At 32.2% G+C, this 22,500-nt stretch carries 24 protein-coding genes; 13 read left to right on the top strand and 11 right to left on the bottom strand.

Annotated features, from left to right (window positions below; genetic code table 11):
* The 3 genes from Q0807_RS03210 (at position 1) to Q0807_RS03200 (ending at position 3,256) form a co-directional block, all read left to right on the top strand.
* The gene (locus tag Q0807_RS03210) at positions 1-1,848 is read left to right on the top strand and encodes a family 43 glycosylhydrolase (RefSeq protein WP_299106312.1); all 1,848 of its coding nucleotides are present in this window, start codon (positions 1-3) and stop codon (positions 1,846-1,848) included.
* 68 nt (positions 1,849-1,916) lie between these two features.
* Positions 1,917-2,741 carry an endonuclease/exonuclease/phosphatase family protein gene (locus Q0807_RS03205; protein WP_299106310.1) on the top strand — a complete coding sequence of 275 codons (825 nt, stop codon included), beginning with the start codon at positions 1,917-1,919 and terminating at the stop codon, positions 2,739-2,741.
* Between the two features lie 56 nt (positions 2,742-2,797).
* The gene (locus Q0807_RS03200) at positions 2,798-3,256 is read left to right on the top strand and encodes an RNA methyltransferase (RefSeq protein ID WP_299106308.1); all 459 of its coding nucleotides are present in this window, start codon (positions 2,798-2,800) and stop codon (positions 3,254-3,256) included.
* A 91-nt stretch (positions 3,257-3,347) separates the two neighbouring features.
* On the opposite strand, the gene rho is transcribed toward Q0807_RS03200, so the two are convergent.
* Complete coding sequence (rho, locus tag Q0807_RS03195) at positions 3,348-5,030, bottom strand: transcription termination factor Rho (protein ID WP_299106306.1); 1,683 nt, start codon at positions 5,028-5,030, stop codon at positions 3,348-3,350.
* A gap of 216 nt (positions 5,031-5,246) precedes the next feature.
* On the opposite strand from rho, the gene Q0807_RS03190 reads away from it, so the two are divergent.
* Positions 5,247-5,657 carry a DUF4293 domain-containing protein gene (locus tag Q0807_RS03190; RefSeq protein WP_299106304.1) on the top strand — a complete coding sequence of 137 codons (411 nt, stop codon included), beginning with the start codon at positions 5,247-5,249 and terminating at the stop codon, positions 5,655-5,657.
* A gap of 60 nt (positions 5,658-5,717) precedes the next feature.
* Here Q0807_RS03190 and Q0807_RS03185 read toward each other — a convergent pair whose 3' ends face one another.
* The gene (locus tag Q0807_RS03185) at positions 5,718-6,212 is read right to left on the bottom strand and encodes a metallophosphoesterase family protein (RefSeq protein ID WP_299106302.1); all 495 of its coding nucleotides are present in this window, start codon (positions 6,210-6,212) and stop codon (positions 5,718-5,720) included.
* 100 nt (positions 6,213-6,312) lie between these two features.
* Between Q0807_RS03185 and truA the strand changes: the two genes are divergently transcribed.
* Entirely contained in the window at positions 6,313-7,068 is a 756-nt protein-coding gene (gene truA / locus Q0807_RS03180; RefSeq protein WP_299106300.1) for a tRNA pseudouridine(38-40) synthase TruA, read from the top strand.
* Between the two features lie 48 nt (positions 7,069-7,116).
* Positions 7,117-8,886: an ABC transporter ATP-binding protein gene (locus Q0807_RS03175; protein ID WP_299106297.1), complete on the top strand. Its 1,770-nt coding sequence runs from the start codon at positions 7,117-7,119 to the stop codon at positions 8,884-8,886.
* Positions 8,887-8,979: 93 nt separating this feature from the next.
* Here the strand turns inward: Q0807_RS03175 and Q0807_RS03170 are convergent, their stop codons facing one another.
* From Q0807_RS03170 to folP, 4 genes are all read right to left on the bottom strand, one after another.
* Positions 8,980-9,759 carry a DUF3667 domain-containing protein gene (locus Q0807_RS03170; RefSeq protein ID WP_299106295.1) on the bottom strand — a complete coding sequence of 260 codons (780 nt, stop codon included), beginning with the start codon at positions 9,757-9,759 and terminating at the stop codon, positions 8,980-8,982.
* A complete protein-coding gene (cdaA, locus tag Q0807_RS03165; protein ID WP_299106293.1) occupies positions 9,759-10,541 on the bottom strand; it encodes a diadenylate cyclase CdaA in 783 nt (260 codons plus the stop codon). The genes Q0807_RS03170 and cdaA overlap by 1 nt, the downstream gene beginning before the upstream one ends.
* A 137-nt stretch (positions 10,542-10,678) precedes the next feature.
* Positions 10,679-11,389, bottom strand: coding sequence for a hypothetical protein (locus Q0807_RS03160; RefSeq protein ID WP_299106291.1), 711 nt, complete (start codon positions 11,387-11,389; stop codon positions 10,679-10,681).
* 3 nt (positions 11,390-11,392) lie between these two features.
* Complete coding sequence (gene folP / locus Q0807_RS03155) at positions 11,393-12,220, bottom strand: dihydropteroate synthase (RefSeq protein WP_299106289.1); 828 nt, start codon at positions 12,218-12,220, stop codon at positions 11,393-11,395.
* Positions 12,221-12,315: 95 nt separating this feature from the next.
* On the opposite strand from folP, the gene Q0807_RS03150 reads away from it, so the two are divergent.
* The 7 genes from Q0807_RS03150 (at position 12,316) to Q0807_RS03120 (ending at position 18,834) form a co-directional block, all read left to right on the top strand.
* Positions 12,316-12,858: a DUF1599 domain-containing protein gene (locus Q0807_RS03150; protein ID WP_299106287.1), complete on the top strand. Its 543-nt coding sequence runs from the start codon at positions 12,316-12,318 to the stop codon at positions 12,856-12,858.
* Between the two features lie 17 nt (positions 12,859-12,875).
* On the top strand, positions 12,876-13,970 hold the full coding sequence (locus tag Q0807_RS03145) for a BT_3928 family protein (protein WP_299106285.1): 1,095 nt from the start codon (positions 12,876-12,878) through the stop codon (positions 13,968-13,970).
* 1 nt (position 13,971) lies between these two features.
* Positions 13,972-15,048, top strand: coding sequence for an ABC transporter permease (locus Q0807_RS03140; RefSeq protein ID WP_299106283.1), 1,077 nt, complete (start codon positions 13,972-13,974; stop codon positions 15,046-15,048).
* Between the two features lie 188 nt (positions 15,049-15,236).
* Positions 15,237-15,986: a triose-phosphate isomerase gene (gene tpiA, locus Q0807_RS03135; protein WP_299106281.1), complete on the top strand. Its 750-nt coding sequence runs from the start codon at positions 15,237-15,239 to the stop codon at positions 15,984-15,986.
* 179 nt (positions 15,987-16,165) lie between these two features.
* Positions 16,166-17,005 carry a 50S ribosomal protein L11 methyltransferase gene (gene prmA, locus Q0807_RS03130; RefSeq protein WP_299106279.1) on the top strand — a complete coding sequence of 280 codons (840 nt, stop codon included), beginning with the start codon at positions 16,166-16,168 and terminating at the stop codon, positions 17,003-17,005.
* A 243-nt stretch (positions 17,006-17,248) separates the two neighbouring features.
* Positions 17,249-18,289, top strand: coding sequence for a M57 family metalloprotease (locus Q0807_RS03125; RefSeq protein ID WP_299106277.1), 1,041 nt, complete (start codon positions 17,249-17,251; stop codon positions 18,287-18,289).
* Positions 18,290-18,558: 269 nt separating this feature from the next.
* Complete coding sequence (locus tag Q0807_RS03120; RefSeq protein ID WP_299106275.1) at positions 18,559-18,834, top strand: ATP-dependent Clp protease adaptor ClpS; 276 nt, start codon at positions 18,559-18,561, stop codon at positions 18,832-18,834.
* A 48-nt stretch (positions 18,835-18,882) separates the two neighbouring features.
* Here Q0807_RS03120 and Q0807_RS03115 read toward each other — a convergent pair whose 3' ends face one another.
* The 5 genes from Q0807_RS03115 to Q0807_RS03095 form a co-directional block, all read right to left on the bottom strand.
* Positions 18,883-19,158 (bottom strand): heavy-metal-associated domain-containing protein, encoded by a 276-nt coding sequence (locus Q0807_RS03115; protein ID WP_299106273.1) that lies wholly within the window; start codon positions 19,156-19,158, stop codon positions 18,883-18,885.
* A gap of 48 nt (positions 19,159-19,206) precedes the next feature.
* Entirely contained in the window at positions 19,207-20,613 is a 1,407-nt protein-coding gene (locus tag Q0807_RS03110; RefSeq protein ID WP_299106271.1) for a rhodanese-like domain-containing protein, read from the bottom strand.
* Positions 20,614-20,682: 69 nt separating this feature from the next.
* Positions 20,683-21,486: a sulfite exporter TauE/SafE family protein gene (locus Q0807_RS03105; protein WP_299106268.1), complete on the bottom strand. Its 804-nt coding sequence runs from the start codon at positions 21,484-21,486 to the stop codon at positions 20,683-20,685.
* 2 nt (positions 21,487-21,488) lie between these two features.
* On the bottom strand, positions 21,489-21,905 hold the full coding sequence (locus Q0807_RS03100; protein ID WP_299106266.1) for a DUF6691 family protein: 417 nt from the start codon (positions 21,903-21,905) through the stop codon (positions 21,489-21,491).
* Positions 21,906-21,907: 2 nt separating this feature from the next.
* Positions 21,908-22,465, bottom strand: a complete 558-nt coding sequence (locus Q0807_RS03095; protein WP_299106264.1) for a YeeE/YedE family protein — start codon at positions 22,463-22,465, stop codon at positions 21,908-21,910.
* Positions 22,466-22,500: the final 35 nt, after the last annotated feature.

Below are 22,500 nucleotides of genomic sequence, written 5' to 3'. Positions count from 1 at the left end.
ATGAAAAAAATACTTTTTTTCTTCACTATAGCACTTCTTGTTTCATGTAAAACAGAGAACAATCAGAAGGAGGAAGCGCCTTCCATGTCTGAGGTAAAAACAGAAACTAAAAACACAAATCAAACGTATTGTAATCCATTAGATATTGATTATAGCTATATGGTTTATAACTCAAGCAAAAACAAATCGTATCGTTCTGGAGCAGATCCAGCAGTTGTTGAATTTCGTGGCGAATACTATATGTTTGTTACGCGCTCTTTTGGTTATTGGCATTCTACAGATTTGGTTAACTGGAATTTTATTAAGCCTAAACAATGGTTTTTTGAAGGTAGTAATGCACCAACAGCTTTTAACTACAAGGATTCCTTGGTTTATTTTGCTGGTGATCCAGCAGGTTATGGAAGTATTCTTTACAGCGATGATTTAAAAACAGGAACATGGAGACCAACAGCTTCAATATCTACTAATATTCAAGATTCAGAATTATTTATTGATGATGATGGTAAGTCATATCTATTTTGGGGATCGTCCAACATACATCCACTTCATGTAAAAATGTTAAACAAAGATGACCGTTTTTTAGAGACTGGTGTGAAAAAGGAATTAATTAACCTTAATGAAGAAGAGCATGGTTGGGAACGCTTTGGTGAGAATAATTTTCATCCAACGTTAAAAGAAGGTTATATGGAAGGTGCTTCTATGACCAAACATAACGGGAAATACTATTTACAATATGCAGCTCCTGGTACACAATTTAATGTGTATGCAGATGGTGTTTATATTGGTGATTCGCCAACTGGTCCTTTTACCTATATGAAAAGTAATCCTATGAGTTTTAAACCAGGTGGTTTTACAAATGGCGCTGGTCATGGTATTACGGTAAAACAAACCAATGGACAATATTGGCATTTTGCAACGATGGCATTGGCTTCAAATTCGCAATGGGAACGTCGTTTGTGTATGTTTCCAACTTATTTTGATGATGATGGTTTAATGTACACCAATACGTCATATGGAGATTATCCACGTTTTGGTGCTAATCATCCTTCTAAAGCAGGAGAGCATATTGGTTGGATGTTATTGTCTTATAAAGGCAATGTCAAAGTATCCTCATCGTTAAAGCAGGTTATGAAATTTACCTCAAATGATGACGAAGTAAAAGTCACAGAATTGCCATTAGAAAAAGATGCAGCAGGAAATATAATTTCTAAAATATTAACAGATGAAAATCCAAAAACATTTTGGGTAGCAGAAGCTAATAATGATAAACAATGGATAACGATAGATATGCCGAATCTTGGAAATATTTATGCGTTTCAATTGAATTTCCATGATCACGAATCCGGAATTTACACACGTACCGAAGGGTTGAAGCATCAATTTACAATTGAAGTTTCAGAAGACGGAAAGAACTGGGAAACTGCCGTTGATAGAAGTAATAGCGAAAAAGATGCACCAAATGCGTATATTGTATTAGATAAACCAATGAAGGCAAAATTTGTTCGTTATAATAACAAAAAGGTTCCAGGTGCAAACTTCGCGATGTCAGAGTTTAGAGTGTTTGGTTTAGGACTAGGAGTTAAGCCAGAAAAAGTTTCAGAATTTAAAATTAAGCGAGAAGAAGACCGAAGAGATATAGCATTTTCTTGGAAATCAGTAGAAGGCGCTCAAGGTTATAACATACGTTGGGGAATTGCGCCAGACAAGCTTTATCACTCTTGGTTGGTTTATGATACTGATAAGCATTTTATGAGATGTTTAGATCGTGATACGCCTTATTATTTTAGTATTGAAGCCTTTAATGAAAACGGAATTTCGGAAAAAAGTAAAATTCAGTATATTGAATAATATGAAACATTAAAGAGCATAATTTTATTTACGTACCGCGAATATTGAAAAACAATAAATATAAAAACATGAAACATATTTTAACACTCACTTTTTTAATTGTTTTGATGGTTTTACCAGCTCAAGAATTGAAAATAATGTCTTATAATATTAAGCTAGATTCACCAAAAAAAGGTAAAAATAGCTGGACAAACAGAAAACCATTTTTTATTAATCAAATTAAGTTTTACGAACCAGATGTTTTAGGAGTACAAGAAGCTATGCCTAATCAAATGAAAGAAATGGATAGTCTTTTAGTAGCGTATAGTTTTGTAGGTGTGGGACGTGACGATGGAAAAGATGCAGGAGAATATTCGGCGATTTTCTATAAGAACGAAAAACTTAAAGTTATAGAATCTGAAACGTTTTGGCTGTCCGAAACGCCAGATAAAGTATCTATGGGTTGGGACGCTGTTTGCAATAGAGTATGTACTTACGCTTTGTTTGAAGAGATTGAAACTGGGAAGAAATTCTATATGTTTAATACACATTTTGATCATGTTGGCGAAGTCGCAAGAGTAAAAAGTGCGCTATTAATTGATAAAAAGATCAAAGAAATAAATACAAAGAAGTACCCAGTTGTTTTAAGTGGTGATTTTAATATGGAAGACACTCATGAGAGTATTCAATTTTTAAGTAAAAGCTTAAAGGATAGTAAAGAAGTATCAGAACTTACCTTTGGACCAGTTGGTACTTTCAATGGTTTTCATTTTGATAAGCCTGTAACAAGACGCATAGATTACCTTTTTGTTAGTAAAAATGTTGAAGTTAAAAAATATGCTGTTTTAAGTGATTCTTGGGATTTAAAATATCCTTCGGATCATTTTCCTATTATGATTTCATTCGATTTGTAGCAATCTATTTTTCTAACTTATTTCTTTTAGAGGAATAGCTTTGTTAGTTTTGTGCTATGAATGATAATTTCACAAATGAATTCTTCGGCATTGGAATTCAAAATGGAAAAACACCAGAAAATCTAGGAGTTCTTTGGCGATCAGCCCAAAATCTAGGTGCGAGTTTTATTTTTACTATTGGCAATCGTTATGCAAAACAAGCTTGTGATACTCACAATGCAGTAAAGTCAATGCCTTATTTTCATTACGATACATTCGAGGATTTTTTTAATAATATACCAAAAGGAGCGAGGCTTGTTGGTGTAGAATTAACAAATGAAGCTGTACCATTAGAAACCTTTAATCATCCAAGACGTTGTGTTTATTTGTTAGGTGCTGAAGATCATGGTTTATCTAAACAAGCGATAGATAAAAGCCATTTTTTAATAAAATTTAATTCGCAATTGAGTCTTAATGTTTCAGTAGCAGGAAGTATTGTGATGTATGATAGAGGAATTGATAAACCACGCGTTTAGCTTCTTTTTTTATTTGAAATCATTAAATTTTAAACATAAAAAAACCTTGAACGATAAATTCAAGGTTTTTAATATAGTATTTAAAAGCGTTTTATCCATTCATAGATATCAAAAACTCTTCATTATTTCTTGTTTGTTTAAAACGGTCATTGATAAATTCCATCGCTTCAACCGGATTCATATCTGCAAGATACTTACGCATTACCCACATTCTTTGAATCGTTGTAGCATCTAATAAAATGTCGTCACGTCTTGTACTTGATGAGGTTAAATCAATCGCTGGGAAAATTCTACGGTTAGAAATCTTACGATCTAATTGAAGTTCCATGTTACCAGTTCCTTTAAATTCTTCAAAGATTACTTCGTCCATTTTAGAACCAGTCTCAGTTAATGCTGTAGCAATAATAGTTAAAGATCCACCATTTTCAATATTACGAGCAGCACCAAAGAAACGTTTAGGTTTGTGTAATGCGTTTGCATCAACACCACCACTTAATATTTTACCAGATGCAGGTTGAACCGAGTTATAAGCTCTTGCTAAACGCGTAATAGAATCTAATAAGATTACTACATCATGTCCACATTCAACTAAACGTTTTGCTTTTTCTAAAACGATGTTAGCAATTTTTACGTGCTCATGTGCTTCTTTATCAAAAGTAGAAGCAATAACTTCACCACGCACATTACGTTGCATGTCTGTAACTTCTTCAGGGCGTTCATCAATTAATAAAATCATTTGATAAACTTCAGGATGGTTAGCTGCTATTGCATTGGCCACATCCTTTAACAACATTGTTTTACCTGTTTTAGGTTGCGACACAATCATACCACGTTGTCCCTTACCAATCGGAGCAAACAAATCCATAATTCTTGTAGAGATGGTAGCTTGTTTTTCTGCGATGTTAAATTTCTCTTGTGGAAATAATGGTGTTAAGTGTTCAAAAGCAACTCTGTCCCTTACTACATTTGGTAACTGACCGTTAATTTTACTTACTTTAATTAATGGGAAATATTTTTCACCTTCTTTTGGAGGTCTTACTTGTCCTAAAACAGTATCTCCAACTTTAAGGCCAAATAACCTAATTTGTGATTGAGAAACATAAATATCATCAGGAGACGATAAATAGTTGTAATCCGATGATCTTAAAAATCCATAACCATCTTGCATTACATCTAAAACACCTTCGCTTTCAATGATAGCATCGAATTCAAAATCAGGTTCACGATAGCGATTTCTGCTATCTTTATTACCGTTGTTTTTATGCGTGTTCCCGTCTTTAGAACGTGGCTGTCTATTATCGTTTTGAGGACGTCTTTTGTCATCTTTACGAGGATTAGGTCGCTTTTGTTCTTGAGGCTTATTATTTGTTTTGTCGTTTGCAGGTTTATCTGCATTCGATTTGTTTTCTTGAGGTTTGCGCTCCTGAGGTTTACGAGGATTTGGTTTCTTCTGCTCTAGAGGCTTTGCTTTTAGTTCTTCTTTAATTTCTGGCTTATCTGAAAGGTCAAGAGTTTTTTGTTCTTGGTTTTCTTTTGGCTTTTGAGGAACTCTAGCACGTTTTTGAGGCGCTTTTTTTGCTGCTGGCTTAGGTTCTGGTTTAGCTTCAGTTTCTACTTTAGCTTTTACAGCGCCAGGATTAGCTGCTTGGTAATCTAAGATTTGATACACCAAGTCTAATTTCTTTTGTGTACGGTATTTAGGTACGTTTAGTTGTTTCGCTATCTCCTGTAATTCAGGCAGTTTTTTAGCTTTTAACTGGGAAATTTCAAACATTCGTATGTTGTATAAGGTATTTAATTTGATATTATTAATTCAATATTTTCTAAATGAAATTAAAAAGAAAAAAAGAGAGATTAATTTGGAAGATTAGAAGGATGCAACTCAGTCTGTTACTTCTTTCTATTGCAATAATACAATTTTATTTTAAAACATTTTCTATATTTTTAAGAAATAAACTCCTAATTTTGCAGAACTTTTTTAGTAAAAGATATGATTCAACGCATACAGACCTTATATTTATTTTTGGCCGCAGTTATCTCTGCTGGTTTAATATTTGTGTTCCATTTGTGGACCAATAATGAAGGTGTAAAAATATTTGCTCTAGATGAATATTTATATTTAGGCTTGTTTTTAGGCTCAGCATTATTATCTTTGGTTTCAATATTTAGATTTAAAGACAGGAAATCTCAATTTGTTTTGGGACGACTTAATATAATATTAAACTTTATTTTACTAGGAATCTTTGTATATCAATCTCTAAATTTATCTGGAGAAATTAACGTTTCTGAGAAAGGTATTGGGATTCTTCTTCCTATTTTTTCTATTGTGTGTTTAGTCTTGGCTAACAAGGCTATTAAAAAGGATGAAGATCTCGTGAAATCTGTAGATCGATTACGATAGACCTAAAATCTTAGTAGTATTAGTGTGAAAACCCAAACGCTGCCGTTTGGGTTTTTTTATTTATCGTTTTTCAAATTCTATAACTTCTAGGTCTTTAATGTTTTTACCATCAATTTTAAAACGAAGCATAGTTCTTACTTTATGAAACCCATGTGTGCCAACTGCACCAGGATTCATGTGTAATAAATCTAATTTCTTATCAGGCATAACTTTTAAGATGTGAGAATGACCTGTTATAAAAATATCTGGAGGATTAGCAACCAAAGCTGCCTTGACTTTGTTATTGTATTTTGGTGGATAACCTCCAATATGCGTTATCCAAACATCAACATCTTCGCACATAAATCTATTATTTAGCGGAAATTCGGTTCGGGCTTTAGCGTCATCAATATTACCGTAAACAGCTTTTAATGGTTTTAGTTTTTTTATACTATCTGTAACTGCTAAATTACCAATATCACCTGCATGCCATACCTCGTCTGCTTGTTTAACGTGTTTTAAAATTGCATCATCAATGTAACTATGCGTGTCTGATAAAAGGAGTATTTTTTTCATATTTATTCTTGGAGAAATCGCTAAACTATAACTTCATATTTTAGGATTTCTTTAGCATCTAAAACTGTAACTTTGCACTTTAACAAAAGTAAGATTTCTATTGCGATTTTTCATTGAACTTTCATACAATGGTAAAACATATCATGGTTGGCAAAATCAACCCAATGCTATTTCTGTACAAGAAGTATTAGAAAAAGCGATGTCTACTATTTTGAAAACTGAAATCTCAATAATGGGAGCAGGCAGAACAGATGCAGGTGTTCACGCTTCGCAAATGTTTGCACATTTTGATTTTGATGGTAGTTTTGAGTCGAAGGATTTAGTTTACAAGCTCAATTCCTTTTTACCAAAGGATATTGCGGTCACTTCTATTTTTGAGGTGAAACCAGATGTACATGCGAGATTTCATGCATTAAGTAGAATGTATCATTATAAAATTTCTACTTCAAAGAATGTATTTGAATACGATTACGCCTATGAAGTGCATTTGCCTTTAAATGTAGCAGCAATGAATGAAGCTTGTAAAATCTTATTTCAGTATAAAGATTTTCAATGCTTTTCAAAGTCAAATACAGATGTAAAAACGTATAATTGTGATATAATGGAAGCCTTTTGGTCAGAGAAGGAGAACCAATTAATATTTACAATTAAAGCTGACCGTTTTTTACGAAATATGGTTAGAGCTATTGTTGGTACAATGGTAAATATCGGTTTAGGAAAACTAAAACCAGAAGATTTGCATCAAATTATAAGTTCAAAAAATAGGAGTGAAGCTGGATTTTCAGTTCCTGCTCATGGATTGTATTTAGTAGAAATATCATATCCTGAAACAATAAAATTAGAAAATAAAATTTAAAAAATTTCCGATTTAAGGAAAATAGATACCGAATTAATTCGGCAGAAGATGGCAGAAAAAAGCAAAAAAATATTTGATGTATCGTTGTTTACACGGTTATTACAGTACATAAAGCCTTATCGTACAGTTTTTGTGATTTCCTTGTTTTGTGTAGTTGGTTTAGCTGTATTTGGTGCTTTTAGACCTTACATTCTAAAAGAAGCGATTGATGTAAAAATTGCAAATAAGGAATACAATGGCTTTGTTGTTTATATGCTTGTTATGCTTGCATTGTTGGTGTTAGAAGTGGTTTCGCAATTACTCTTTATTTATTATGCAAGTTGGTTAGGGCAGTCTGTTGTAAAAGATATACGTGTTAAATTATTTAAACACATGCTTAAGTTTAAAATGACTTATTTCGATAAATCATCGGTTGGTGTTTTAATCACAAGGGCAGTAACAGACATGGAGCGTATTGCTGATATTTTTGGGCAAGGTCTGTTTATGATTTTTAGTGATATTCTAAAAATGGTGGTAGTTGCTGGTTTTATGGCTTTTATAAATTTAAAATTAAGTCTTATTGTTTTTGTAACGATGCCAATTGTAATCTTTGCAACTAAAATCTTTCAGAAGTACATGAAGCGTGCTTTTGAAGATGTAAGAACAGAAGTTTCTAATCTAAATTCGTTTGTACAAGAGCGTGTAACTGGTATGAAAATTCTTCAGTTATTCACTAGAGAAGAGACCGAATATAAAAAGTTTAAGGCTATTAACGATCGTCATAAAAATGGTTGGTTAAAAACGGTTTGGTATAATTCTATATTCTTTCCTATTGCAGAATTTTTAGGATCTCTAACTTTGGCAATGGTAATTTTGGTTGGTGGTTTTGATGCGATTTCTGAGGTTCCTGATACAACATTAGGAGATTTAATTTCGTTTACCATGTTTATTCCTATGTTATTTAGACCGCTAAATCAAATTGCAAATAAATTCAACACATTACAGATGGGAATGGTTGCTGCAGATCGTGTGTTTAAAGTGTTAGACACCACATCTAATATTGATGATTCTGGTACAATTGAAGCTAAACATTTTAAAGGTGATATTTCATTTAAAGACGTAAGATTCTCCTATGTTAAAGATGAAGAAGTTCTTAAAGGTATTTCATTTAATGTTAATTCAGGAGAAACTGTTGCCATTGTAGGTGCAACAGGAGCCGGAAAATCTACTATTATTAATTTATTAAATCGTTTCTACGATATTAATTCTGGAACGATAAAAGTTGACGATACAGATATCAAGGATATGACTTTAAGTTCGCTTAGAAGTCAGATTGCAGTAGTCTTACAAGATGTATTTTTATTTGCAGATACTATTTTAAATAATATTACTTTAAATAATGAAAATATTACTGAAGACGATGTTGTAAAAGCTGCAAAAGCCATCGGAATCCATGATTTTATTTCTAGCCTTCCTAGTGGTTATCATTATAATGTGAAAGAAAGAGGAGTGATGTTATCTTCTGGTCAACGTCAGTTAATTTCTTTTTTAAGAGCTTATGTGACTAATCCAAGTATCTTAATTTTGGATGAGGCGACATCTTCTGTAGATTCTTATTCGGAGCAATTAATACAAGATGCAACCGATAAAATAACGGAAGGCAGAACGTCTATTGTTATTGCTCATAGATTAGCGACAATACAACAAGCAGATAAAATAATTGTTATGGACGCTGGAGAAATTGTTGAGATTGGCACACACAAATCACTTCTAGAAAAAGAAACTGGTTACTACAAGAATCTTTATGAAGTTCAGTTTTTAAAGGCTGAAGTCGTTTAGTTTTTTACAAAATACTTTACTGCAAATAGGGATGAGGTATTAATCAATGCTTATAAGAGATTATGCAAATGGACTTAAAGTCTGCATAATGTTTTAAATAGAGAGTATTATAAATAGTAATGTAATAATAATACCAACAATAAACATAGACGTCATTGCGATGAAACTTGCAATTAAGAATCGCAAAAATGCAGCCCAAAAAGTATCTTTAAATACACGTTTCAAAATATAGAATAAATAAAGAAATGTCGGAACAAATAGTATTAGAGATACTATATAATATTCAACTCCGATTATAGCAAATAGAGTTCCAAATACAGCTGTTAGTATAATAACTTGAGCATTATAATATAAGTTTATAACAATATGTTCTGTGAAATTATAAACTCTTTCATTTAAAAGATAATAGGTGAACCACGTCCCTAATGCATAAAAAGGAACAATTAAAATGTAAATTACACTCTGGAATTTGCTAAAACTTTCAGTGTCGATACCTTTAAAAGGATTATCTTTTTGTGATGTAGAAGAATTAAGACCATCCACAAAACCACTCTGAAAATCTAAAGACTCTTTAAAAAACGTACTCATTATAAATAACTGAATTCCAGCTAAGGTCAAGGCAATGGCAAAATATTGTAAGACGTCGATATATTTTTTTCTGGTTCCGTCTATATAACTAACAATTACCATTTCTGGTTTAGTGAAAAGGTGAATAAAAGTGCGAAGAAATTTATTGTCTACACAAAGGAATTGCTCATTAACTTGAGCAACTAATACTTTTGGTTTTAGTCGATTTTGAATAATTTTTGCGCCACACTCGTCACAAAATTTTTGTGAATCTCTAAGGTTGTTATTACAGTTTTTACAATTCACTACCCTAAATCTGATTTTATTTTTTGTGTAAGCTCTGCAGTATCTTTAAATATTACAAATTCTCCATTTTTTATATAAGAAATTTGTCCTGTTTCCTCACTTACACAAAGTGCTAAAGCATCCGTTTTTTCTGTAATACCAATCGCAGCTCTATGTCGTAAACCAAAACGCTCAGGAATATTTTTTTCATTATTAACAGGAAGAATAACACGTGTTGCTTTAACAATATTTTTATCTATAATTATTGCACCATCATGAAGTGGACTATTTTTAAAAAAGATACTTTCAATTATGGGTTGAGAGACTAAGATATTCATTTCGTCACCAGTGTCCGTTAAAAAATCTAGGTTGTTATTTCGCTCAAGAACAATTAAAGCACCTGTGTTTGTTGCTCCCATTTTATTGCAAGCATTAATAATAGCTTCAACATCTGTAGAAGTTTGGTCGTCATTTTTTAGAAACTTAAAGTTTTTAAATAGGCTGCGTTTTCCTCCAATATTAGTAGAGCCAACCATTAAAAGGAATTTTCTAATTTCTGGCTGGAAGACAACGATTAGAGCAATAATTCCAACCTTCATAAAACCATCAAAAATGCTATAGAGCATACGCATATTAAGGAAGTCGGTTAGTCTCCATGCAAAATAAATCACAAGAATTCCAATAAAAATATTGATAGCAACAGTACCTTTTACAAGTTTGTAGATGTAATAGAGTAGAATAGCTACGAGGAAGACGTCCACGAAGTCTATAAATCTAAAATCCCAAAGTTGTAAGTTTTCCAAATGGTTAGTGTTTTTGCTAATTTAAGAATTTATGTTAATTAGTAACTGAATTTCTTTATGATTAATCTGTAAACTAAGACTTTCTTCGTTTTCTATGGCTGCGCGTAATAGAAGTTAAACCCTATCAAGTATCATTTTTAGAAAATAAATTCATTTGTAATAATTTTAAGTTTAGCAGTATTCAGCTTCTCAAATTTAGATTTTATTGAAATATAATCTTGAAAACTTAAATTTTCATCAAAGTATATATTTATCGAAAAACCTAAAATTTTCATGTTTTCATCAGGTAAAGCTAAAGCGAAATCCTTTTTTTGTTGTAAAATAGGGCTAATTAAATTTTCAAAATCAGCTTTATTTTCCTTTTTAATCACTAAATAACTTTCAGGAGTAAGTAATTCTGAGATTACACTAGTTTCTGCAGGATTAGACTTCGCTGCATGAAAACGAATTGAGTCTCTGCTAACGTGGATTAATTCATAATTTACATCCGTAAACTCCAAAAAACCTAAATTCCCAATACTAGTATCGTTACAAGAAAAATAATTCTTCGCATCTTCATTTTTATGCATTTCTGCATTTCGTTTTTTGTCTTGTAAAAATTTAATATGTGGCATCGCTTGTCTCAGCGTTAATCGCTTATCGACATTGATTAACCAATTGGTTGTAATGATTAAATTTTTTCGATTTAATAGGGTAGAATCAGGCTGTGTTTCATCATAAAAAATATAGCCAGGAGACACGTCTAAGACTTCTGTGACTTCAGCGTTTTCAATTTCTGGAAGTAATAAAACACGTTCGTTATTACAACTAAAACAACATAAAATGAGTAGTAAATAAATAAAGCGCATAGATTAATTAGATTTCAATTTATTAAAAAGTGTGACACATTCCAATGCTTCTTTTACATCGTGAGCACGTAAAATTTTCGCTCCTTTTTGTAAAGCCACCATGTGTAAAGCTGTTGTTCCATTTAGGGCTTCTCTAGAAGTTGAATTTAGCGTTTTGTAAATCATAGATTTACGAGAAACACCTGCTAAAATAGGCTGATCTGCGAGTTGTAATAATTCGAGTTGGTTTAATAACTTGAAATTTTGTTCTATGGTTTTTGCAAACCCAAAGCCAGGATCTATAATAATATCATTTATTTTTTCTTTATGAGCAGCAGCAATACGTTCAGCAAAATAAGATAGTACTTCTTTAGTTAAGTCATCATATTGTGTTTGCTGTTGCATGGTTTTTGGGTCGCCCTTCATGTGCATCATTATGTAAGGTACACTAAGTTTTCCAACTGTAGCAAGCATATTGTTGTCTAGTTTTCCTGCTGAAATATCATTAACCAAAGCAGCACCAGTTTCAACACTTTGTTTGGCTACTTCACTTCTAAAGGTATCAATAGAAATCAAGGTTTTAGGGAAATGCTTCAAGATTAATTTTATAACAGGCAACACACGACTAAGTTCTTCATTTTCGCTAATATCATCTGCATTTGGTCTAGAACTATAACCACCAATATCTATAAATGTGGCCTTATGCTTCAGCATCGTTTCCACTTGGTTTAAAATACCAGATTCGTCCTTATATTTTCCGCCATCAAAAAAAGAATCTGGCGTAACATTCAAAATTCCCATCACTTTTGGTGTGGATAAATTGATTAATTTTCCTTTACAATTTATATTCATGTTTAATCTAAAAAAGGCGTTAAGAAAACTTTAAACCTCAAACTTTGAACTTCTAATTTATTTATGCGAAATTTACGGAAATTATAACGTAATAGATGCAAGATACTTCAAAACAATACGATGCTGTTATCGCAAAATGTAGAGCGCTTTTTATAAATAAAATGAGTGATTATGGTAGTGCATGGCGAATTTTAAGATTACCGTCATTAACTGATCAGATTTTTATTAAGGCTCAACGCATTAGAGGATTGCAACAAAATGATGTTAGAAAAGTTGATGAAGGTGAAGTGAGCGAGTTTATTGGCATTATTAATTATTGTGCAATGGCTTTGATTCAGTTAGAAAAAGGTGTGGTAGAACAACCCGATTTAAACACCGAAGAAGCGACTAAACTTTACGATGAGAAAATTGCAGTAACTAAGCAGTTAATGTTAGATAAGAATCATGATTATGGTGAGGCTTGGCGAGATATGCGTGTGAGTTCACTAACGGATTTAATTTTACAGAAATTATTACGTGTTAAGCAAATTGAAGACAATGCTGGCAAAACGTTAGTGAGCGAAGGTATTGATGCTAATTATCAAGATATGATAAATTATGCCGTTTTTGCAATGATTCATTTGGGAGAAAGTAAATAGTTAGAATAATATATTATATGAAAAACATAGTACACCTTAGTAGAATATTCACCGGAATATTATTTATAATTTCAGGATTTATTAAGCTAAACGACCCATTAGGATTTTCATATAAACTTGAAGAATACTTTAGTGCAGATGTTTTAAATATGGAATTTTTAATTCCTTTTGCGCTAGGTATTTCTGTTATAGTAGTGGTGTTTGAGGTTGTTTTAGGTGTGTTTTTATTAATTGGCTATAAACCAAAATTCACGGTTTGGAGTTTGCTCCTAATGATTGTTTTTTTTACGTTCCTAACATTCTATTCAGCTTATTTCGATAAAGTAAAAGATTGTGGTTGCTTTGGTGATGCCTTAAAATTGACACCATGGGAAAGCTTTACAAAAGATGTAGTTCTATTAGTATTGATTTTAATTTTATTTGCAGGGCAGAAGTATATTAAACCAATTTTCACAAAATTACCAACAACAGTAATTGCATTGTTAAGCTTTGTGGTTTCGCTTTGGTTTGGTTACCATGTTTTAATGCATTTACCATCTATTGATTTTAGAGCTTATGCTATTGGTAAAAACATCCAAGAGCAAATTGTAATACCAGAAGATGCAGCTAAGCCAGTTTCAGAATATACATGGATGTTTAATGTAAATGGAGAAAACCAAGAGTTTGTAACTAACGGAAGTTACCCTAAAGTAGATGGTAAGTATGTTGGTGTAGAAACAGAAGTTATAGATGAAGGTTATATTCCACCAATTCAAGATTTTACAATTGAAGAAGATGGTGAAAATAAGTTAGACTACTTTTTAGAAAAAGAAAAACTTCTAATTGTAACAGTTTATGTAATAAGTAAAGCAGAAGCAGATGGTGTAAGTAAATTAAAAGCCTTTACAGATAAAGCAATTGCAAAAGGGTACACTGTAATTGGTGTTACGGCTTCTGGCGCAGAGGATGTGGCACATTTAGTTGGAGAAAATAATCTTAATTTTAGATTTTATTCTACTGATGAAAAAGTAGTTAAGACCATTGTGCGCTCAAACCCTGGAGTTATAATTTTAAATAAAGGTACCGTTACAAATAAAGCACATTGGAACGATTTTGAAGATGTAGAACTATAATTTGATAAGCTATTTAATAAATAAAATCTTCTATGCCTTTATCACCTTATTAGGTGTAGTTACTGTCATTTTCTTTTTGTTTAATATTCTGCCAGGTGATCCAGCAAAAATGATGCTAGGTCAAAACCAAACAGCAGAACAAGTTGCTGCAGTAAAACATAAATATGGATTTGATAAGCCCATTGGTACTCAGTTTTTGTATTATCTCAATGATTTATCGCCAATTTCATTTCATTCAAATACAGTAAACGATTACACACATTTAAGTCCAAATAAATATACGGCCACAAAGCTTTTTACAATAGGGAATACTACTACCGTTTTAAAAGCACCTTATTTACGAGAATCCTTTACCAAACAAGGTAAAAAAGTTACTCAAGTTATTGGTGAAACTATTCCAAACACTTTTGTTTTGGCCGTTTCGGCAATTGTTATTGCTATTACTTTGGGTATTATATTCGGTATTATTTCTGCTTTGTATAAAGACACTTGGATAGATAAAACGATACAGATTCTAAGTACCTTTGGCATGAGTGTTCCGTCGTTTTTTAGTGCTATTCTATTCGCGTGGTTATTTGGTTTTGTATTACATAAATTCACCAATTTAGAAATGACCGGTAGTTTGTATGAGCTCGATGATTTTGGAGAAAAGATGACCATTAAATGGAAAAATTTAATACTTCCGGCTATTGTTTTAGGGATTCGTCCGTTAGCAGTCGTTATACAATTAATGCGAAATTCATTATTAGAAGTTCTTAATCAAGATTACATTAGAACCGCAAGAGCAAAAGGGTTAAGTGAGTTTCAGGTTATAAAAAATCATGCAGTAAAAAACGCACTAAATCCTGTGGTTACGGCAATTTCAGGTTGGTTTGCATCCATGTTAGCAGGTGCTGTTTTTGTAGAGTACATTTTTGGATGGAATGGCTTAGGCAAAGAAATCGTAAACGCATTAAATACTTTAGATCTTCCTGTAATAACGGGAGCCGTTTTAGTCATTGCTATCATCTTTATTACCATTAATATTTTTGTGGATATTATGTATGCATGGTTAGACCCAAGAGTAAAATTATCATAATAAAACTATAGATTTTTTTACAAATTAGCGATTCAACTTCATAATAAAAATTAATTCGTATTTCTACAACGTTTTCGCTGATTATTCCTGCTTTCAGACCAGATTAGTGTCGTCTTTTTATCTTATTTTTGTATAAGAAAGTTCAAGTCAATAAATACTTCTATGTTAAGAAGTTAATACATAACATTATGAGAAAAAACATCGTAGCCGGAAACTGGAAAATGAACAACGATTTAGCGCAAACTGAAGAGTTAATCACAGAATTAAAAAACCAGACTAAAACCTCAAATGCAGAGGTAATGATAGCTCCAACTTTTACAAATCTTTGGCATTCATTTGAGTCTTTAAGACAAGATGATATAGAGGTTGTGGCACAAAACATGCACTTTGCAGAAAATGGAGCCTATACAGGTGAAATTAGCGCAAGCATGTTAAAAAGTATTGGTATTAAAACAGTAATTCTTGGTCATAGTGAGCGCCGTGCTTATTTCAATGAAACAGATGAGTCTTTAGCTAAAAAAGTAGATGCAGCTTTAGCTCATAAGATGCGAACAATTTTTTGCTTTGGTGAAGAATTAGCAGATCGTAAAGCTGGTAATGAAGAAGCTGTTGTAGGAGGCCAGATTAAAAATGCATTATTTCATTTAGGTGCAGATGCTTTTAAAAGTATCGTTTTAGCTTACGAGCCTGTTTGGGCAATCGGAACTGGTGAAACAGCAAGTCCTGAGCAAGCACAAGACATGCATGCATTTATCAGAAAGACATTAGCTGACAAGTATGGAAAAGACGTTGCAGACACTGTTTCTATCCTTTATGGAGGAAGTGTAAAACCAGCTAATGCACAAGAGATTTTCTCTAAGCCAGATGTAGATGGTGGTTTAATTGGAGGAGCAGCTTTAAATGCAGAAGATTTTTACGCTATTGTAAATGCCTTTTAATTATTAAATAACTTTGGCGTTACCACAAGGGTCGCGTCATTCACTGTATCTTTTTATTTGGTAACTTTTGCTTCGCGTAGTTACCAAATAAAAAGGATGCCGTTTCTACCGCTAACGCATGCACACGTGCGTAAGTAAACTATATTAGCTTAAGTAATACTCTAATTTTAAATTAAAAAATGTCTAATACAATATATTTAGGATACAACTTTAAAGTAAAACCACTTCAACCAGCTACTGAAATTTTAATTGCAGAATTAGGTTATGCCGGATTTGAAAGTTTTGTAGAAACAGAAGAAGGTGTAACAGCTTACATTCAGAAAGAAGAGTGGAATGAAAACATTCTGGATGATATTTATATACTGAGTTCAGACGAATTTAAAATTTCATACGACTTTAATGAAATAGAGCAAACCAACTGGAACGAAGAATGGGAGAAAAATTTTAACCCAATCATTGTAGATGATTTAGTTTCTGTACGAGCGCCATTTCATGAAAAGCCAGATACCAAATACGATTTAATCATTGAACCAAAAATGAGTTTTGGTACAGGTCATCATGAAACCACACATATGATGATTCAGCATATTATAAAAAATGATTTTAAAGGAAAATCGGTTTTAGATATGGGTTGTGGTACAGGTGTTTTAGCCATTTTAGCAGAAAAAGTTGGCGCAACAAAACTCGATGCTATTGATATTGATAATTGGTGTTACCTTAATAGTTTAGAAAATGTAGAGCGTAATGATTGTCATAATATCTCTGTTTACGAAGGTGATGTAACGTTGCTAGAGGGTAAAAAGTACGACAGTATAATAGCTAACATTAATAGAAACATTCTATTAGCTGATATTCCTAATTATGTAAAATGTTTAAATGCAAACGGAACCCTGTTTTTAAGTGGGTTTTATGATGACGATTTAGAAATAATTACTAAAACTTGCTCAGAAAACAACTTGGTTTTTAGAGATAAAATATTAAAGGGGAAGTGGATGGCTGCTAAGTTTGAAACTGTGTAGTTTTTAATTTTTTAATAATTTTATTGAATTATGCTTAATTAATTATGATAAATTAACATAAATAATTAAAAATGTGTGGTTTTACCGTAATTCAAACTTACATATTCTATTTATATTTGTACAAATAATATTATTTAGTTGTAGATTTTTTATGCTGTTCTATATCATATAGTTCAACACAACTTTCTACACACTCGTTTACGTAAACTACTCAAACAAATTATTAATTTTAATACACGTAAAATGAAAAAAATAATAAAATTTTTAGCTTTTTCCTTATCATTATTAACGCTTTTATTCACATCCTGTGAAAAAGAAAATGTCTCACAAGATGATTCAATTCTATCAGAGGATGTTGTCATTAACATGAATGAATTAGGAAATAGAACACTAATTACAGATGTTGATTTATTAAACTCAATTAAAACTTTAGATATTGATGTCGGCATTGTTTCCGTAGGAGATTTTCATCTTCCAGATGGAACCATTGAGGAACGGATCTATATAGGTAGTGATATAGTTTTTGAAAGAAGGGAATTAGATAAACTAATTGAAGTTAGTGAAAGTGTTGCGAAACAATACAGAACCTTTAATTTAGTAACAGGCAGCAATCAAACGGTTAATATCTTAGGTTATACAGGCGGAAGTCAGGCTTTATCTAGTAAAGCCCAAACAGCTTTAACTAGAGCAGTTGCTAATTATAACAACATTAGTAATATCACGCTAGATTTTAACCTCACATTTGGTACTAATTACCAAGCGGCAGATATGGTAGTGTACGATAATACGGTTAATAATCCTGGCTCTTCAGGTGGTGTTGCAGGATTTCCAGATTCTAGCGGATTACCAAATAAGTTTGTTCAGATTTATGGAATCGAACAATTTTCTACTAATGTTAACGAACATGTAATTACACATGAGGTAGGTCATTCTATTGGTTTTCGTCATACAGACTGGTTTGACCGCTTAAGTTGTCCTGCATCTTCTCAAGGTAACGAAGGTACTGGTTCTGATGGAGCGGTTCACATTTCTGGTACACCAACAGGAAGAGATCTTACATCGGTAATGCAAGCATGTTTTTCTACTAGTGTAAGCGGAAACTTTAATAATAATGATATTACAGCTCTAGGAGCTATGTATCCACAAAGTACTTCTGGTCCTTGTGATGGAGTATCAGAATGGCAAAGTGGTGTAACTTATTCTGTAGGGTCACGTGTTACTTATCTGGGTAATTTATATGAGCGTACATCAAGCGGATGGACTTTTATTTCGTCTTGTAGCTAGTGATATCTTTTTTAATGTATAAAAAACATTTATTAAAATACTAAACCCTAATGGGTTGTTTAACTTTGTTAAATGACCCATTTTGTGTTTAGCAATAATTATTGATAGATTGTTCTATATGATGCTGTAAAAGAGTAAATCTAGAACTATCGTTTTTGCTTCGATTAAGTGTTACTCAAAAACTTTAACATTTTCATAATATCTAAATATTCCGCTTCTTCGTTTAAATAGTAAATATTTTTTAATTTAGCTTAAATCATATTATCATTATGGGTTTTCAAGAAAAAGGACAAGAAGAGCTACTTCTAGAAGAAGAAGTATTAAAAGAAAATGAAATTGTATTATTTAATGACGAGGTTAATACCTTTGATCACGTTATTGATACACTTATTTATGCTTGCGACCATATGCCAGAACAAGCAGAACAATGTGCTTTGTTAGTGCATTATAAAGGTAAGTGTACTGTGAAAACAGGCTCGTATGAAGATTTAGAACCAAGATGTTCCAAACTTTTACAAGCAGGACTTAGTGCAGAAATAGTTTAATAAAAAAATCCCACTCATGAGTGGGATTTTTTTATTCAGCTTTAACTGTTAATCTTGTTTCGTCATTCTACCAACAGCGCAGCTCACAAAGGATTTTGCCTTTTTAGGTAAAGAGTTAGCATCTCCAACGATTGGGTAGCCTAAATCGGATAATTTGTTTTTTACAGTTTCAATTTCAGCCTCAGAAATAGTATTAAAGCTTACTTCATGAGTATCATTATTAACTTCAACTTCAGAAATACCTTCTAATTTAGATAACTGTGTCACGATTGTATTTGCACAACCACCACATTTTAGGTTTTGTATGTTTAAAGTATTTTTCATTTTTAATTATTTTTTTTCAAACTAAATCTGACATTAATCTGTTATTATTTATAACGTCGTAGGGCAAACAAAATCTGTTACAGGCAAATCCGTGTTTTTAATAGCACCAAAACCACCTTCAACATCTATTAATTTGTCATAACCTCTGGCTTTTAAAATAGATTCTGCAATTACAGAACGATAACCACCTGCACAATGCACATAATAGGTTTTGTCTTTATCAACTTCATTCATCTTTTCATTAATAAAATCTAATGACAAATGTTGTACACCTTCTAGATGAGACGATAAATATTCACCATCCTTTCTTACATCTAAAATATTGAGCTTGTTTGCTTTTGCTTTAGCTGCAAATTCTTCTGCAGATATAGACTCTAGTGTTTCAATATCTTTTCCTGCTTCTTTCCAAGCCTCTAAGCCACCTTCAAGATATCCTAATGTATTATCATAACCAACACGCGATAGTCTTGTGATAGCTTCTTTAGATTTACCTTCAGGGACAACTAAAACAATGGGTTGCTTAATATCTTTAATTAAAGCGCCAACCCAAGGGGCAAATCCGCCGTTTAACCCAATAAAAATTGAATTAGGAATATGAGATTTAATAAAGTCAGCTTGTGTTCTAACATCTAAAACTAATGCAGACTCATGGTTTGCTAAGGCTTCAAATTCTTCAGGTTTTAATGGGATGTTACCGGTTTTTAAAACGGTTTCAAAAGTATCATAACCCATTTTGTTCATCATTGCATTTTTAGCAAAATACTGAGGAGGAGGTGCAATACCATCTAATACCTCTTCAACAAACTCTGCTTTTGTCATGTCTGCACGTAAGGCATAATTTGTTCTTTTCTGTTCCCCTAAAACACCAACTGTTTCTTTGCTTAAATTCTTACCGCAAGCAGAACCTGCACCATGAGCAGGATATACGATGACGTCATCTGCAAGAGTCATAATTTTATTACGAAGCGAATCGAATAACATACCTGCTAAATCTTCTTTTGTTAAATCAGATTTTATAGCTAAATCTGGTCGTCCAACATCACCTAAGAATAGTGTATCACCAGAAAATAAGGCATAATCTTTTCCATTTTCATCAATTAATAAATAGCAAGCCGATTCTAGTGTATGACCTGGTGTATGTAAAACCTTAATTGTAATATTACCCACTTTTAATTCTTCACCATCTGTAGCAGAATGAATAGCGTAATCGGTAGTAGCGCCTGGGCCAAAAACAATAGTAGCACCAGTTTCTTTTGCTAAATCTACATGACCAGAAACAAAATCTGCATGGAAATGTGTTTCTAGAATATATTTTATTTTAGAATTATTGGCCTCAGCTTTATCAATGTATTGTTGTACTTCTCTAAGTGGATCAATTATGGCTACTTCACCTTCGGATTCAATATAATAAGCACCTTGTGCTAAACAGCCTGTATATAATTGTTCGATTTTCATATTTAATATTAGTTGTAATGCAAATTTAATAAACTTGAAATTTTGAAATGTGATAATTATCACAAAGTGTTAAAATAGTTCTTTGTAAACTATATAAACAGCCATTATTAAAGTGAAATAGCCGAAACCTCTTTTTAGTCCTTTGGCACTTATTTTTTTAGAAAGTGCTAGACCTATAAATATACCAATTATGGAAATAATGGTGAAAGTAATAAGGAACTTCCAGTCTATATTTAATGTTTTTAAATCGCCTAAAAAGCCTATTAATGATTGAATAGAAATTATAAATAGAGACGTGCTTATCGCTTTCTTTATTGGTAATTTAACTAAAAGTACTAATGCTGGTACAATTAAAAATCCTCCTCCAGCACCAACCAATCCTGCTAAAGCACCAATACCAATTGCTTGTGTGCCAATTGCTAAAAGGTGATTGCTGTCATATTCTTTTATTTCATGGTCTGCAGTAATATCTTTAGATCTTATCATAGACCAACCTGCTAAAAGCATAATTAATGCAAACAATAGCATTATAAAAAGTGAATTGGTGAGAGAAAAACTGCCTATAGTAAATAGAACGTCTGGTAGGTTAGGAATCACTAAACTTCTCACCATAAAAACGGTTAAGATTGAAGGAATTGCAAATATTATTGCAGTTTTAAAGTTAATAGTTTTTTTTCTAATATTACCAAAAGTACCTACAAGCGCAGTACTCCCAACAACAAATAGTGAGTAGCTTGTTGCGATTATTGGACTAAACCCTAGAAAATAAACTAAAATAGGAACCGTTAAAATTGAGCCACCACCACCTATAAGGCCTAGTACAAGTCCTACAATTAAAGCGCCTATATATCCTATAATTTCTGCTAATTCCATTTTTAATGAGGTAATTTATCTTTTATTAAACCGTAAACATAGGTACCTAATAATGCAGCGGCTATGACAATTAATATTGAGAATGCACCTGTACCTACTAAAATATACATTGGTCCAGGACATGCACCACATAATGCCCAACCCAATCCAAAAATGGTACCTCCAATAATATAGCGTGTAAAGCCACGATCTTTTAAGGGAACTCTTAGTGTTGAACCTTCTGTATTTGTTATTTTTATTTTTTTAGAAATTAAAAGTAGAATTATTCCTGTTACAACTGCAGTGCCAATAATGCCATACATATGAAATGATTGAAATTTAAACATTTCGAAAATACGATACCAAGAGACAGCTTCAGATTTTACTAAAACAATTCCGAAGAACATACCAACAGCTAAAAATTTTAAATATTTTCCCATAATTAAAATAGTATTGGATATATAAGATGAATCATAATTAAACCGCCTAAAAAGAAACCGATTACAGCTATTAGTGATGGTAATTGTAAACTACTTAATCCTGTAATGGCATGACCAGATGTGCAACCACCTGCATATCGTGTACCAAAACCAACTAAAAAACCGCCAACAACAAGAATTAAAATGCCTTTTAAACTGAATACAGCATCCCAACTAAATAATTCTGGAGGTAATAAACTTTCGCCAACATTATTAAACCCATAAGCGTTTAAATCTTTTACAGTCGCTTCACTCAGGTCTATATTTATAGGGTTTGATAAAAAATAATGCGCAATAAAACCACCCAAAATAGCACCAAGAACAACGACGAGATTCCAACGTTGGCTTTTCCAATCGAATTTAAAAAATTCAACACGTTTACCTGCGCCTCCTATAGCACATAAGGTTCTTAAGTTAGATGACATACCAAATGTTCTTCCAAAATAAAGCAAAAGAAACATTACTAAAGCCAACAATGGACCCGTAATAAACCATGGCCAAGGTTGTAAAATGTATTCCATATATTAATCTTTTGTAAAAATAAGTTACTTATTAA

The sequence above is a fragment of the uncultured Winogradskyella sp. genome (assembly GCF_947495255.1).
Lineage (GTDB): Bacteria > Bacteroidota > Bacteroidia > Flavobacteriales > Flavobacteriaceae > Winogradskyella.
Note: the sequence above shows the minus strand (reverse complement) of the source record. Positions and strands in the feature narration are given on the sequence as shown.